The 14,436-nt window shown below is 43.3% G+C and carries 12 protein-coding genes and 2 pseudogenes; 8 read left to right on the top strand and 6 right to left on the bottom strand.

Annotation, left to right across the window (positions count from 1 at the left end; all coding sequences use genetic code 11):
- Window positions 1–12 precede the first annotated feature (12 nt).
- Window positions 13–2,679, top strand: a complete 2,667-nt coding sequence (gene glnD, locus E2K74_RS06230; RefSeq protein ID WP_151206762.1) for a [protein-PII] uridylyltransferase — start codon at window positions 13–15, stop codon at window positions 2,677–2,679.
- Between the two features lie 22 nt (window positions 2,680–2,701).
- Window positions 2,702–3,871 (top strand): succinyldiaminopimelate transaminase, encoded by a 1,170-nt coding sequence (gene dapC / locus E2K74_RS06225; RefSeq protein ID WP_151206761.1) that lies wholly within the window; start codon window positions 2,702–2,704, stop codon window positions 3,869–3,871.
- 121 nt (window positions 3,872–3,992) lie between these two features.
- Here the strand turns inward: dapC and E2K74_RS06220 are convergent, their stop codons facing one another.
- Both E2K74_RS06220 and msrB read right to left on the bottom strand, forming a co-directional pair.
- Window positions 3,993–4,469, bottom strand: a complete 477-nt coding sequence (locus E2K74_RS06220; RefSeq protein ID WP_151204749.1) for a glutathione peroxidase — start codon at window positions 4,467–4,469, stop codon at window positions 3,993–3,995.
- Window positions 4,466–4,885, bottom strand: a complete 420-nt coding sequence (gene msrB, locus E2K74_RS06215) for a peptide-methionine (R)-S-oxide reductase MsrB (RefSeq protein ID WP_151206759.1) — start codon at window positions 4,883–4,885, stop codon at window positions 4,466–4,468. Before msrB ends, E2K74_RS06220 begins: the two co-directional genes overlap by 4 nt.
- A 152-nt stretch (window positions 4,886–5,037) precedes the next feature.
- Here msrB and E2K74_RS06210 point away from each other — a divergent pair, with 152 nt between their 5' ends.
- Complete coding sequence (locus E2K74_RS06210) at window positions 5,038–6,273, top strand: pyridoxal phosphate-dependent aminotransferase (RefSeq protein ID WP_151204751.1); 1,236 nt, start codon at window positions 5,038–5,040, stop codon at window positions 6,271–6,273.
- 212 nt (window positions 6,274–6,485) lie between these two features.
- Window positions 6,486–7,697: a YbfB/YjiJ family MFS transporter gene (locus E2K74_RS06205; RefSeq protein ID WP_151206758.1), complete on the top strand. Its 1,212-nt coding sequence runs from the start codon at window positions 6,486–6,488 to the stop codon at window positions 7,695–7,697.
- Here E2K74_RS06205 and E2K74_RS06200 read toward each other — a convergent pair.
- From E2K74_RS06200 to icd, 3 genes and pseudogenes are all read right to left on the bottom strand, one after another.
- Complete coding sequence (locus E2K74_RS06200; protein WP_151206851.1) at window positions 7,676–8,197, bottom strand: M23 family metallopeptidase; 522 nt, start codon at window positions 8,195–8,197, stop codon at window positions 7,676–7,678. The two genes, E2K74_RS06205 and E2K74_RS06200, sit on opposite strands and share 22 nt — an antisense overlap.
- Before the next feature lie 177 nt (window positions 8,198–8,374).
- Window positions 8,375–8,503, bottom strand: a complete 129-nt coding sequence (locus tag E2K74_RS14955) for a hypothetical protein (RefSeq protein ID WP_257234961.1) — start codon at window positions 8,501–8,503, stop codon at window positions 8,375–8,377.
- Window positions 8,504–8,802: 299 nt separating this feature from the next.
- Window positions 8,803–10,057: pseudogene (icd, locus tag E2K74_RS06195) on the bottom strand (NADP-dependent isocitrate dehydrogenase).
- 310 nt (window positions 10,058–10,367) lie between these two features.
- Between icd and E2K74_RS14840 the strand changes: the two are divergent.
- Window positions 10,368–10,870: pseudogene (locus E2K74_RS14840) on the top strand (hypothetical protein).
- A gap of 384 nt (window positions 10,871–11,254) precedes the next feature.
- Window positions 11,255–11,431 (top strand): hypothetical protein, encoded by a 177-nt coding sequence (locus tag E2K74_RS14690; protein WP_162850566.1) that lies wholly within the window; start codon window positions 11,255–11,257, stop codon window positions 11,429–11,431.
- Window positions 11,432–11,738: 307 nt separating this feature from the next.
- Here E2K74_RS14690 and E2K74_RS06185 read toward each other — a convergent pair whose 3' ends face one another.
- Window positions 11,739–12,824 carry a glycerophosphodiester phosphodiesterase gene (locus E2K74_RS06185; RefSeq protein WP_151206757.1) on the bottom strand — a complete coding sequence of 362 codons (1,086 nt, stop codon included), beginning with the start codon at window positions 12,822–12,824 and terminating at the stop codon, window positions 11,739–11,741.
- A gap of 332 nt (window positions 12,825–13,156) precedes the next feature.
- Here E2K74_RS06185 and E2K74_RS14835 point away from each other — a divergent pair, with 332 nt between their 5' ends.
- Both E2K74_RS14835 and E2K74_RS06180 read left to right on the top strand, forming a co-directional pair.
- Window positions 13,157–13,297 carry a helix-turn-helix transcriptional regulator gene (locus E2K74_RS14835; RefSeq protein ID WP_413773039.1) on the top strand — a complete coding sequence of 47 codons (141 nt, stop codon included), beginning with the start codon at window positions 13,157–13,159 and terminating at the stop codon, window positions 13,295–13,297.
- 173 nt (window positions 13,298–13,470) lie between these two features.
- Window positions 13,471–14,262, top strand: coding sequence for an rRNA large subunit pseudouridine synthase E (locus E2K74_RS06180; RefSeq protein ID WP_151206756.1), 792 nt, complete (start codon window positions 13,471–13,473; stop codon window positions 14,260–14,262).
- The last annotated feature ends 174 nt before the right edge of the window (window positions 14,263–14,436 follow it).

Here is a 14,436-nt window from a genome sequence, read left to right as displayed (position 1 = left end):
GGATCCCTGTTCATGATCAATACCTTACCTTTGCTGAATTATATTCAAAGCAACCATGACATTCAGGCCATTAACCAGTGGCGTAGCGATGTTGAAAATCAGCTGCAGGAATGTTTTGAAAATGGACAGTCGATTCGTGACATCATTCTGGCGCGCTCCAACCTGATTGATGAAGCCTTGCAGTTCCTCTGGAAACATGCCGGGCTGGATCAGACTGAGCTCAGCCTGTTTGCTGTAGGTGGTTATGGCCGCCGCGAAATGCTGCCTTATTCCGACGTTGACATCATGATCCTGTCCGAAAATAAGATTATTCCTGAACAGGAACAACGCATTTCGACCTTTATTTCCTCTCTTTGGGATGTGGGTAATTTCAAGCCCGGCATCAGTGTCCGTACGATTAATGAATGTGTGACTCAGGCAAGCAGTGACTTAACAGTGGCCACCTCCCTGATTGAAGCTCGTCTGATTATTGGCAATGAAAACCTGTCTAAATGGCCTCGGCGGATTGTTTCACAGACCTGGACGGATAAGACCTTCTTTGATGCCAAGGTCAATGAACAGCATAAGCGCTATGCTCAGCACAATGACACCGAAAGCAATCTGGAACCAGACATCAAAAATGCCCCAGGCGGCATCCGGGATATTAACCAGATTGGCTGGATTGCCAAACGGCATTTTCGGGTCAACCGTATTTATGACTTGGTGCATCTGGGTTTTATTTCAGAATTTGAACTGGCCGTACTTGAAGAGGCAGAAAGCTTTCTCTGGGAAATCCGCCATCATTTGCACCGTCTGACCAAGCGTGATGAAAACCGCCTGCTGTTTGATTATCAGCGGGAAATTGCGGCCAAATTCGGTTATGTACGCGAAGAAGGCCATCATCAGAATTATCCGATTGAACAGTTCATGAAGCGCTATTATCGCAGCGCACAACAGGTATCTACCCTGAATGAAATGTTGCTGGCTTACTTTAGTGAATCGGTGATTACGCCACGTTTACCGCAGTATGAACGTCAAATTGAAGAAATTAACGAAAATTTCAAGCTGGTCGATGGCAAGCTTGCCGTTCAGCATCACAAAGTTTTTTCAGAAAATCCCAGCGCTATCTTGGAAATTTTTTATTTACTGGCCAACCGCCCGGAAATTGAAGGTATCCGTGCCCGCACATTGCGTCTGCTGACGCTGGCAGCGAAACGGATTGATCAGAGTTTTCGCGATAATCCAATTCATCAGGCACTTTTCATGGCGATTATCCGCTCGCCATATCGCCTGTATGACACTCTAGTAACGATGAAGCGTTATGGCGTACTGGGCAATTATATTCCGGCCTTTGGCCAGATTACCGGCCTGATGCAATATGACCTATTCCATATTTATACCGTGGATGCTCATACTCTGCTCTTACTGCGTAATCTGAACCGCTTTAAGGAACCCGGTTTTGCCAAAGATTTTCCAGTGGTCAGCTCTGTGTTCCAGCGTCTCAGCCGCCGCGATATTGTCTATCTGGCTGCCATTTTCCATGACATTGCCAAAGGGCGTGGCGGTGACCATAGCGAACTCGGAGCAGCTGATGCCATCAAGTTCTGCCGGACGCATGGCTTTACCGAACGCGAATGTAATCTGGTTGCCTGGCTGATTCAAAATCATCTGCTCATGTCAGTTACTGCACAGAAAAAAGACATTTCTGACCCGGATATAGTACGGGAATTTGCAGAAAAAATGGGAGATATGGAACATCTGGATTATCTATACACCCTCACCGTCGCCGATATCAATGCAACCAATCCAAAACTCTGGAATACCTGGCGTGCCTCTTTAATGCGTCAGCTATACACCCATGCCCGTGATGTCATCCGGTCCGGTCTGGGCCGCCCGGTCGATTATAGAATGCTGATTGAAGATACCAAGTTTGCAGCCAGTGAACTCTTGGTTAATGATTTCTCACTTTACGATGTAGAAACCGTCTGGCAGGAGCTGGGCGATGATTATTTCCTGAAAGAATCAGCCGATGAGATTGCCTGGCACACACGCGCCATTTTGGAGCATGGGGACAATCCTGCACCTTTGGTATTAATGCGCGCGCACCGCAAATATGCACAAGATGCAGTCCAGATCTTCATTTATACCCAAGACAAGCCGAACCTGTTTGCCACCACTGTGGCCATTTTGGACCGCATGAATCTGGATGTGCAGGATGCCCGTATTATTACTGCGACCAAAGCCTTTAGTCTGGACACTTATGTGGTGCTGGACCGTTTTGGCACTCTGCTCACTGATCCAGAACGTGAAGCAACTGTCATTGACGCCCTTAAAGAGGCCTTGAGTCATTCAGACGAATATCCGGGCCTGATGCAGCGCCGTATTCCTCGCCAGTTACGCCATTTTGATATTGAAAATACGGTCGATATTACTTTAAACCCGGCCTTGAATCAGAATATGGTTGAAATTGCGACGCTGGATCAGCCGGGTCTGCTGGCCAAGATTGGCGGCCTGTTTATGATGCGCGGCCTGGATATTCACTCTGCCAAGATTGCCACCCTAGGCGAACGTGCTGAAGATATTTTCTTCGTCACTAAAAAGGATGGAATTCCGATGACTCAGGCTGAGTCGCTTAGCTTTGCAACTGCGCTCAAAGCGGCTCTGGATGAGGCGTCTCATCAGGTCAATGCTCAACACTAACCCTTTGCTCGGGAATACACGCATGAACTCCAGCTTGTCTTTATTACATCCTTATCCCTTTGAAAAGTTAAACCAGCTTTTTGCCGGCATTCAGCCCGCGGATCTGCCTCTGATTCCTCTGTCTATTGGCGAACCCAAACATCCTGCACCTGAGTTTGTAAAACAAGCAATTATTGATAATTTACAGCACCTTTCGACTTATCCAAATAGCAAGGGTCTATCCGAGTTACGTACCAGTATTGCCAACTGGCTGAGCCGACGTTTCAAGCTGAATACAGTCAGCGCCGAAAGCCATATTTTGCCAGTTTCAGGCACCCGTGAAGCAATTTTTTCCTTTGTCCAGGCACTCATTAACCGGGAAGATGCCCCTTATGTGGTCATGCCCAATCCTTTCTACCAGATTTATGAAGGGGCAACCTTATTGGCAGGTGCCCAGCCTTATTTCATTAACTGTACCGAAGAAAATGACTACTTGGGTGATTTTGACGCTGTGCCGGCCGCAGTCTGGGAAAAAACTGCCCTACTCTTTGTTTGTACGCCTGGCAATCCGACAGGTGCGGTACTGTCCAAAGAACAGTTTAAAAAGCTGATTTCCCTTTCAGATCAATACGGTTTCGTAATTGCCTCAGATGAATGTTATTCCGAACTCTGGTTTGACGAAGCCCCGACCGGCTTATTGGAAGTTTGTGCTGAAATTGGCCGTGATGATTATAAAAACTGTGTGGTCTTCCATTCGCTGTCTAAGCGTTCCAATCTGCCTGGGATACGTTCAGGCTTTATTGCAGGTGATGCGGCATTACTACAGCCCTATTTACAGTACCGGACCTACCACGGTGCAGCCATGCCGGTCCAGCATCAACTGGCCTCTATTGCAGCCTGGAATGATGAAACCCATGTGGAAGAAAACCGGGTACAGTACCGAGCCAAGTTTGACCTGTTTCAAAACGAGCTAGGCACTTTATTGCCCCTCAAAAAACCAGATGCCGGTTTTTACTACTGGCTGAAAGTCGATCATGACGAAGAATTTGCCAAAACTCTGATGGAAAAAGTCCATATCAAGGTGCTGCCGGGCCGTTATCTGTCGCGTGAAACTCCAGAGGGCAATCCGGGTGAAAATCATGTACGTTTGGCTCTGGTTGCTAACCTTGCCCAGTGTGAACAGGTGGTGCAGCGTTTAAAAATGATTCTCTGATTGCAGAGCCTCAATCAAAATAAAACCCACTTGCCAGAAGTGGGTTTTTTCATGAAGTTTTATTTTAGTTTAGATATTTGTAGTCAGAATCCCTACGCCTTAGCTTTCGACTTCACTTCAATCACAACGCCTTTTGAATCTCTTCTTCCAGATCTTCCGGCTTGGTCGTGGGTGCAAAACGGTTCAATACTTTGCCATCACGCCCTATCAGAAATTTGGTGAAGTTCCATTTAATGCCATTGCCCAGAATACCTTTAGAATTATTGGTCAGATAACGGAAAATTGCATGAGCTTCCGGACCTTTTACATCGACTTTGGAGAACATCGGAAAAGATACTCCGTAATTCTTCTGGCAGAATGTACCGATCTGCTCATTGGTACCCGGGTCCTGGCCGCCGAACTGGTTACACGGAAAACCCAATACTTCCAGACCTTGGTCCTTATATTTCTGGTACAGTTTTTCTAATCCGGCGAATTGCGGCGTAAAACCGCATTTACTTGCAGTATTCACGATTAAGAGAACTTTACCTTCATAATCTGCAAGGCTTTTATTTTTTCCATCTAACAATTCAGCTTCAAGCTGATAGATGCTGGTCATGGATAGGTTTCCTCATCATTTTTTTCTTGTGTTTTTAAGTCTAAAGAGGCTGAGTTTACACAATAGCGTAAACCCGTCGGTTCTGGGCCATCTGGAAAAACATGCCCTAAATGTGCGTCACAATGATGACAGGCAATTTCAGTTCTGATCATGCCATGCGAATGATCTGATATTTCTTCAATGGCCGAGTTATTTACCGGACGAAAGAAACTTGGCCAACCAGAGCCGCTGTCATATTTTGTCTCTGAAGAAAAGAGCGGCGTTCCGCAGCAACGGCAGACATACACGCCATCCTGTTTGGTATTCCAGTACTTCCCGGTAAATGCCGGCTCGGTTCCTTTCTCGCGAGTAATGCGAAACTCTTCTGGTGATAACTCTCTTTGCCATTCCCGGTCGGTTTTATTGAGTTTTCCCATCACTAACTCCTTTAAATCTTTGACATTCAGTGTCATGCTTCAGTACTTCCATATTTACGCTAGAGATGAAAAAAATTCTAGCGAAATTTCAGCATAGATTGTGACATTTGCGTAATCTATAGTTTTAAACTCTAAATTAATTGGATGGAATTATGTCCGGCATTGCTAACACAACCCCTCGCGAAATCAAAAAATCATCTAAGCTCGAGCATGTTTGCTACGACATTCGCGGACCTGTGTTACGAGCGGCCAATGAAATGGAAGAAGCCGGACATAAAATTATCAAGTTAAATATTGGCAACCCCGCCCCCTTTGGCTTTGAAGCGCCTCAGGAAATTATTAATGATGTTGCGCTCAATCTGCCAAATGCAGTCGGTTATACCGACTCTAAAGGGATTTTCCCGGCACGTAAGGCCATTTGCCAGTATTATCAGCAGAAAGGCATTCTGGATATGCACGTTAATGACGTGTATGTCGGTAATGGCGTTTCCGAGCTGATCGTGATGGCCATGCAAGGCCTGCTGGATGATGGCGATGAAATGCTGATTCCAATGCCGGATTATCCGCTCTGGACTGCGGCAGTCAATCTGTCTGGCGGTACAGCCATCCATTATAAATGTGATGAAGAAAATCACTGGTATCCGGATATTGCGGATATGGAAAGTAAAATCACGCCAAATACCCGTGGTATTGTGATTATTAACCCGAATAACCCGACCGGTTCAGTTTATCCACGCCACGTGCTGCAACAAATTGTAGATCTGGCTAAAAAATATGACCTGATCCTGTTTGCTGACGAAATTTACGACAAAATCATTTATGACGGGATTGAGCATGTTTCTGTCGCTGCTCTGGCCGGTGACCAGCTATGTATCTCGTTTAACGGTTTATCCAAGGCCTACCGTATTGCAGGTTACCGTTCTGGCTGGATGGCAATTACGGGTGACAGATCACGTGCCATGGATTATATCGAAGGTCTGGACATGCTGGCCTCAATGCGTCTTTGTGCCAACCATCAGGCACAATATGCAATTCAAACGGCGCTCGGCGGCTATCAGTCAATTAATGACCTGATCCGTCCAGGCGGACGTTTATATGAGCAGCGCAATATTGCCTGGGAAATGCTGAACGAGATTCCAGGTATCTCCTGTGTCAAACCTGAAGGTGCAATGTACTGCTTCCCGAAACTTGATCCAAATGTCTACCCAGTCGAAGATGATGAAAAACTGATGCTTGATCTGCTACGTGCCGAGAAAGTTTTACTGGTTCAAGGTACGGGTTTTAACTGGCCAACCCCAGATCACTTCCGGGTCGTCTTCCTGCCAGCTGAAAATGAACTGCGTGAAGCCATCACCCGCTTGGGCCGTTTCTTCGCAAAAATGCGTTAATTTTCCAGAGCCAAATAAAAAGCCGCATATATCTATGCGGTTTTTTATATCTGTAGCAAGTTTCCAGTGTGTACCGTGGCTGAACTCTTTAAAACTGGCCTCTCTAGAGGCCATTTACTGAACCCATGGGTTCCTCAAGCGGTGATTTTTGCCACAAACCCGACTATTCATGCTATTTTTTGATCAAATATTATAATTTGATGAGCACATGGATGTCCTCAAATACAATCAAACTCAGTCTGTTTCTCTGCCTGAGCATGTGCCTCGGCATTGGTATCCTGCGTTTTTCTTATACGGCACTTTTGCCTGGCACCCGAGAAGCATTTGCCTGGACGACAAGTTTTGCCAGCCTGCTGGGCAGTGCCAATTTGCTCGGTTATCTGATCGGGGCGTTTACAGCCATGCGGCTGCCGCAAGACCGGAGCATGGCTCATTATATTCAGATGGCAGCCATTGCAGGCGTGTTCAGTTTACTATGCTGTGCTTTTTCAGGATTTTCCGAGATTTGGTATATCTCTTGGCGTGTCATTTCCGGAATCAGTGGTGGACTCTTGATGATCTTATCGCCGAGTGTGGTGGCGCAGTGTTGCGACCTTCAGGATCGGCTGAAAATCAACTTTATTGGATTTAGCGGAATTGGCCTAGGTGTGCTAGTCGCCACCCTGTTCCTGCCTTATCTGGATCAGATGTCTATCCAGACTGCCTGGCTAATCTTATGTGGTTTTGCCTTGTTTATTTGTTTATGTTTAAGTTTATTGCTCCAACAGTTTAAACCCTATTTGTCCACACAAGCAGCCACCAATTTACCCAAAAATTCTCTAAATTCAGTTTTTTATAGCTTATTGACCGTTTATGCCTGTAGTGCGTTTGCCTATATTCCGCATTCACTTTTCTGGGTTGATTACTTAAGCCATCAGCTTGAACTCAGTTTATTCTGGATTAACTTTAACTGGATTTTATATGGCCTAGGAAGTGCATTAGGTGCCTTAACGGCCTATGCACTGGCGAGAAAATTCGGTAACTTTAGCGCCCTGAAAATTCTTTACAGCTTGTATATTGTCGCTATATTACTGGCAACAGCAAAACAGAGTTCTCTGCTCACTTTCGGCTCTTCTTTTTTTACCGGCCTGCTTAACCCGGCGGTTGTATTTCTGACTTCTTATACCATTTTACAGCTATACGGACTGGCTTATAAAAAGCTCTGGAGTATCGCCACCCTATGTTTTGCTGCTGTTCAACTGATTGGTGGCCTTAGTTTTAGTGCTTTGCAATATTTAGGCTTAAGCTATTATCAGCAATTTGTATTGGCTGCGTGTGTGCTTTTGTTGGGAGCACTACAATTATTCTGGTGCACACGCCCCGCCCGACTCAAGTCTCATGAATCTACCCGCTCTCTTGTCGCTCAGGAAGAAGGTAGCAAATAGGGATAGGGATTAGTGGCGCCTTGCCTGCTAAAGTAAATACCATAATGCAAATGCGGTGGAGTGTTTTTGGCATTGCCCGTATTCCCCACATAAGCAATGACTTCTCCGGCTTCCACCCAGTCACCCTCCTGAATGTGTGCAGCATAATCTTCCAGATGGGCATAATAATGGTGGCTTAAATTCGGCCCAGTTATCCAGATGACTTTTCCACCCAATGAATTGGTTCCCACACGGCGAACAATCCCTTGGGTTGTACTCAGCACAGCTGTTCCACGTCTGGCAAAAATATCAATTCCCTGGTGTTTACGTCCTTCACTGCGCGCAGCACCCCAGGTATCTTGAATCTGGCCGGGTTGAATGCCTTGTACCGGCATGGTCAGCGGTCCGACCAGTTCCGCCTTCTGCAACTGCCAATAGAGATAAGGCGTCTTCCAGCTTCCAGCCTCGCCTGAAGGGGGTGGCTGACAGGCCATTAAAAGCACCGCCAAACTGAATAGCATAATAATGGTTTTTATAATTTTCACTCCTACTTATATACCAAGTTTTCCGTTTCCCCTCTTAAGTAAAAATCTCAATATATTCGGGTCTGTTATTTTGAGTGATGATTCTTATAAGCAAAAGACTAAAACAAAGCCCTCACAAGAGGGCTTTGTTGTTTAAATGAGGGTTGGAGAAATTTATTTACGCTTTTTTGCACGAGATGGCTTGGAAGGTTGTTGCTGTTGCTGTTGTTGCTCGTCATTCTGAATATTATCTTTTTTGTCCTTTTGCTGGACTTGACGATGTTTAGCCTTGGTTTTTGCCATAAGTTACACTCCTTTGGAGAAGATCTCTATCACTGGAAGTTCATTCATCACTCTAACGTTTATATGAAATAAGCCAATCACCAAGCTGTATCTAAACACGTCAATGTAAAATGACTTCCATTAAACGCTTGAAATTATGTGGGTACTTTTTTAGTTTTTTACAAATTTTACATAAAACTTCATGCTGATACCTGTTTTAACTTTTGTTTGTTTTTTAAACCCAATTTACTTAAGTCTTCCAGTTTCTTTTTATAAAAACCCGCATTAAATACGGGCCTTTTATGTCAGTACGCCGCGTCCTATTCATCCATCTTGTCAATAATGGCATCACCAAATTCGGAACAGCGCAATAAGGTAGCATCTGGCATGAGGCGTTCAAAATCATAGGTCACAGTTTTATCGGCAATCGCACCAGAAACTCCCTTGATGATCAGATCGGCTGCCTCAGTCCAGCCCATATCACGGAGCATCATTTCGGCGGAAAGGATGATTGACCCTGGGTTAACCTTATCCTGGCCGGCATATTTAGGTGCTGTACCATGCGTGGCTTCATAGACCGCAATCGAACCGCCAATATTGGCACCTGGAGCAATACCGATACCACCCACCTCGGCTGCAAGCGCATCGGAAATATAGTCCCCATTCAGGTTCAAGGTCGCAATTACGGAATAATCAGCAGGACGCATCAGAATCTGCTGCAGGAAAGCATCTGCAATCACATCTTTAATAATAATGTCTTTACCTGTTTTAGGATTTTTAATTTTTACCCATGGGCCACCGTCGAGCAGTTCACCGCCAAAGCGCTCCAGCGCGACTTCATAGCCCCAATCCTTAAACGCCCCTTCAGTATATTTCATGATATTGCCTTTGTGCACCAGCGTTACACTTGGCTTGTTATTGTCAATTGCAAACTGAATGGCCTTACGCACCAGACGCTGCGTCCCCTCTTTAGATACCGGTTTAATGCCAATTCCGCAATTTTCCTCAAAGCGGATTTTGGTCACGCCCATTTCTTCTTTTAAAAACTTGATGACTTTTTTAGCTTCTGGTGAGTCCGCCTTCCATTCAATACCCGCATAAATATCTTCGGAGTTTTCCCGAAAAATAACCATATCGGTCAATTCAGGATTTTGTACAGGAGAAGGTACGCCTTCAAACCAGCGTACCGGGCGCACACAGACATACAGGTCTAATTCCTGACGTAATGCAACATTCAAGGAGCGAATCCCGCCACCCACAGGGGTAGTCAGCGGGCCTTTGATGGAGATTACATAGTCACGTAGCGCTTCGAGGGTTTCTTCCGGCATATAGGTGCCATAAATCTTGTTGGCCTTTTCACCGCAATAGACCTCCATCCACTCAATGGAACGCTTGCCCCGATAAGCTTTTAAAATGGCAGCATCTACCACTTTTTGCATGGTCGGGGTAATATCTACACCAATACCGTCCCCCTCAATAAAAGGAATGATAGGATTATTGGGTACATTTAATGAGATCTGCATTGACGGTTATTTTATTCCCATCCGCAGGCACCACGATTTTTTGATAACCCATTGTACAAGTTCTCCCTTTGTAGCTGGCGAATTTCAAAATATTTGCCAAATAGACAATACGTTCAACTTTTCTTCACGCCTCATATTCTAATCGTATTTCAAACTGTTTGAGATTTATACAGGCAATAGCCACATTTCCCGGTTAAATAAAACGCAATGTTTTGCAGTTTTATGTAATTACAGAAGCCATTTCCTATAAAAATCGTCATTGAATATCAGATTCTGTCTTAATCAATATTAGTCTGTGAGAGCCACCTGGCTTTGTTACATACCGCTGCTCTTAAAGGCATCTTCAACACGATCATTTCACAATCAAGAAGCCAGTATCTACAATCTATTGCACCGCCCATTGCTCTTCCTATAACCAAGCTTTAATTAAGCCAGGCAATCTCTCCATCTGGTTTGATCCTAAGACTCAAAGATATGCCCAGCCATAAGGTAAATACGGGCGAAATCCAACCTATGCTGACACAGCGCTTCAATGCTGTAGACAATTGATTCAGATCGTTCAGCACATGCCGTGATTCCTCCAAGAAAAAATGTAAAGCCTTAGAAAGACAAAAAAAATGGATCTTGAGAGAAATGAATTATTGAAAATCATCAAACGTTTAGGAAGAACGATGGGAAAAAATAGTTTGAGTCTCATCACCGCAGCTTGGTCGAAACTAAGCTGCATTGCATCCAACTATTGAGCGATAAATTAAGGGCTAGAAACTTTCCTGGTCAGGTGGATAAAATTCACACACGTTTAGCAGTTCTCAACAGATTCACAGAATTAGGTCAACCTCATACCCAAGTCGTGTCTTGGATTTGAACTGTTTGGGGTAACTCTGACTTCTAAATCTTTATGCAACAAAGCCAGTTTTAATTTTACCGAATACTCACAATTTTGAAATTGCCCATTAATCCTTATCCGCTGCCGATAAAAAAATCCCCCGCCAATAATGCATATTTAGCAGGGTTTTGTATGCTGTAATCTCTCTGGCGAAAAATATAAAACTATACGATTAATACCGAAGATTCGTCTTCGGATTTTCCAGATGAGTTCACTTAAATTATTAAATTTGACGACTGGATAGAATTTTGTGTTACTTTTCATTTAGTTTTCTTACAGAACCAAGACAAACAATAACACCCTCCAAGTAATTTCTTCATTAAGGTTTAGTCTTATTTTTTTGTCTAATGTAAGAGTAAATACATGAATACTTTATCTAAAATTGCTTTAGCTACTTTAATTTCTGCTAACTGTGCTGTTGCTGTTGCTGCTGAAGCTCAACCTACTGAAGCTCCTGCATCAGAAGTCGCTACTCAAGAAGCTAGCGCTTCTGAAGCTACAACCAACGAAAGTGCTGCAACTCAAGAAGCAACAAAATAATTTTAATCTAGGTCTGCACAAACCTAAAGAACCCACATATTTAGTGGGTTTTTTTATTTTATCCAAAACACTTTGGCATAGACCTAAGCAGAGCAAATTACAGGTTTGCACAGCGCCATACTTTCTGCGAATTAGTTAATTCCTCTCAAATAATCCCGACACACTTTCATTTTTTCATCATTAACTGTGGACTCAATTTCAGGCGTACTATGCAAGCCAAATAGGCAAAACCAGAATTAATAGCTTTATTGGAACTCATTCAATAAAACCTCCCGCAGGAGGTTTTAAAAATAATGAATGCTGCAGCTTATTTTTTATAAATCGGATCAGGTAAATCCATTCTATTTTCAGACATTGCTTTTCTGGCTACATCTGGCAAATCGGTAATAACACCATCCACACCAATACCGATCAAATGATTTATAGTTTCAATATCAGATACAGTCCACGGAATAACTTTTAAATTATTTTGATGTGCTTTTTCCACCATTTCTTTAGTCGTATATGGCACATAGTTAAAATCGCCTATTTTTCCATTCTGTGGATTACCATGTACGGGTGAAACAGCATCTGCACCAAATGATTTAACCGCTGCTATTAAGTCACTATTAAAATCATCAATATCTAACCCACCTAACCAAGGGGATTTACCTGGTTGACCTACTTGTAAAAACTGCTGTCCATTTGTTAAAGCAATAATCGGTAATTTAGGATTTAGCTCTTTCACAAGCATTAAAGCTCCCCAATCAAAACTCTGAATTGTAATCTGATTTTCAAATCCTGATTTTTTCACTTCCTCTAAAACAGCTTTAACGAATTGCTCGCGCGGTGCAGTTTGCTCTGGCGCTCCGGCCTCTATCTTGGTCTCAATATTCATTAAGACATTTTCTGATTTATATTTTTTAACTAAAGTAAAAAATTCTTTAAGAGTTAGCATTTTAGCACCAGGGCTAGTCAGCTGCTGTGGGTAGTCTTTTAAGCGCAAAGAACCACAATCCATTGTTTTAATCTGCTCTAAAGTTAAGTCTTTTATATATTTTCCAACATACGGGTAATCTAGATCCCCCACAAAAGCAGGGCCTGTATCTAGACACTTATTTTTAGAAATTTGACGATCATGTGTTACTACTACTTTTCCATCTTTAGTAACTTGTGTATCTAATTCTAATGTAGTTACTCCCATTTCAAGCGCATTGCTAAATGAGGCAATACTACTCTCTGTTCTTAAACCTAATCCTCCTCTATGTGCCTGAAGATCAAAGTCCCTGTCTTTAAAGAACAAATGTTTTTCTTCTGAATCAAGATTTGATACTTGGATATCATCATTTTCATTATCACACCCTGATAAAAAAAGTACTGAACTGATTAAAATTGCTAAAAGTGACTTACTCATATTAAAGCTTCATATTTTTTTAAGAAGCAGCAAGATTAAGTCATGCATATTACAAGATGATTAGAACTCTATAATTTCATAGTGTTTAATAATAAAAAGCCCATCATTTGATGAGCTTTTTAACACCGGGTCAATTTTGTATAGAACGACCACTCTACAAATAGTAGTGTCTTATATAAGGCTTTTCTGTCAATTCAGCTTTTCTCAAGTTTTCATGGTAAATATCAGCATAAAAACTATCTCATCACGCATATTTAAAAGAATGATTTCCACCATATCTTCGATTGAAGCAATAGCACCACAACGATTTCCACAAAGGTTGAAGAGGTCTCATGCTGGAAAGTGATCGTGGAATCCGGGCGAAAGAGTTTATGCAATTACTGGCTATTGAAAAGGATAAATTTTATGCGCTAGTAAATTCTGGCGACCTTCAGCAACCAATTAGACTGTCCGAAAAAGACGTGTGCTGGTAGCCATCGTACGTAAAGAATAAAGTTGAAGAACATAAAACAGAATCTGCTATGATAGCCCACACATAGTGGGCTTTTATTTACCAACTTTTACCCCTACTTCTCCCAAAGCGGGTAACCAAACGGGTAAGATTAAAACCACAATAAAATTATCTTATATTTTTTAGTAGGTTACAGTGAAAATTGTCATTCTAAACAAACCTTATGACGTCCTCTCCCAATTCCGCGCTGATGAAAAACATCAGACCATGGCGGATTTCATTGATGATCCGGATTTACGCATCGCAGGCCGTCTAGATATGGATTCGGAAGGTCTGATGTTCCTGACCGATCATGGCGGCTTGAACCAGTTTATTACCAACCCGGCCAATAAAAAATTCAAGACCTATCTGGTTCAGGTCGATGGTGAGATGACCGAAGAAGCGCTAGAGCAGCTTCGTAAAGGTGTCGAGCTGAATGATGGAATGACTTTGCCAGCACAGGCGATTAAAGTCGCTGAACCGGAATGGTTATGGGAGCGTAATCCTCCAGTACGTTATCGCGCTTCAGTGCCGACGTCGTGGGTGGAAGTTTCGATTTGTGAAGGCCGTAATCGCCAGGTTCGTCGTATGACCGCTGCTGTTGGCTTTCCAACGCTGCGCCTGATTCGTACTAAAATCGGTTCAATTGATCTGGTACAAATGGGCCTACAACCGGGTGAAACCAAAGAAATCGAACCGCTGCTGTATCCAGACTTTAAAGATGTGCCTGCGCAAGAACCTTATCGTTCACGTTCTTATGTGAAGAAACCGGGCGGCAGCGGCGGCAAACCTATGCATAAAAATGCCAGTAAAGCTGGGGCAGCCAAGAAAAAAACGGGTACCCCACGTATCTGGCAAATGGAAGAAGGTGAAAAGCCTCGTCGCAAGACCAATGGTACTACCCGTCCAAATACCAAATCACGTGGTCGTGGACGAAATGGTCGTTAATATTTAGCGCTCCTGGCCAAAATGATAGACAGTTCCTGCCTCTAAAGATAACCTAACTTTAATCTTTGGAGACATATTGAGGGCTATCTTGTACAGCAGTGCTGCTCAAGTCCTAAGAGGATTTGGAATTAAAGAAAGAAGTCAAACAAATGGCATCTTAAAAAAAGCGCGTGT

The organism is Acinetobacter sp. RF15B (genome assembly GCF_007558235.1).
Lineage (GTDB): Bacteria > Pseudomonadota > Gammaproteobacteria > Pseudomonadales > Moraxellaceae > Acinetobacter > Acinetobacter lwoffii_C.
The sequence above is the reverse complement of the archived record's forward strand: the minus strand, read 5'-3'. Positions and strand labels throughout refer to the sequence as shown.

Excerpts from the sequence above, each read along its gene's own strand:
- E2K74_RS06205 (WP_151206758.1), top strand. The coding sequence starts at position 6,486 with ATGTCCTCAAATACAATCAAACTCAGTCTGTTTCTCTGCCTGAGCATG.
- E2K74_RS14835 (WP_413773039.1), top strand. The coding sequence starts at position 13,157 with ATGCTGGAAAGTGATCGTGGAATCCGGGCGAAAGAGTTTATGCAATTA.
- dapC (WP_151206761.1), top strand. The coding sequence starts at position 2,702 with ATGAACTCCAGCTTGTCTTTATTACATCCTTATCCCTTTGAAAAGTTA.
- E2K74_RS06210 (WP_151204751.1), top strand. The coding sequence starts at position 5,038 with ATGTCCGGCATTGCTAACACAACCCCTCGCGAAATCAAAAAATCATCT.
- E2K74_RS06185 (WP_151206757.1), bottom strand. The coding sequence starts at position 12,824 with ATGAGTAAGTCACTTTTAGCAATTTTAATCAGTTCAGTACTTTTTTTA.
- msrB (WP_151206759.1), bottom strand. The coding sequence starts at position 4,885 with ATGGGAAAACTCAATAAAACCGACCGGGAATGGCAAAGAGAGTTATCA.
- E2K74_RS14955 (WP_257234961.1), bottom strand. The coding sequence starts at position 8,503 with ATGGCAAAAACCAAGGCTAAACATCGTCAAGTCCAGCAAAAGGACAAA.
- E2K74_RS06200 (WP_151206851.1), bottom strand. The coding sequence starts at position 8,197 with ATGCTATTCAGTTTGGCGGTGCTTTTAATGGCCTGTCAGCCACCCCCT.
- E2K74_RS06220 (WP_151204749.1), bottom strand. The coding sequence starts at position 4,469 with ATGACCAGCATCTATCAGCTTGAAGCTGAATTGTTAGATGGAAAAAAT.
- glnD (WP_151206762.1), top strand. The coding sequence starts at position 13 with ATGATCAATACCTTACCTTTGCTGAATTATATTCAAAGCAACCATGAC.
- E2K74_RS14690 (WP_162850566.1), top strand. The coding sequence starts at position 11,255 with ATGAATACTTTATCTAAAATTGCTTTAGCTACTTTAATTTCTGCTAAC.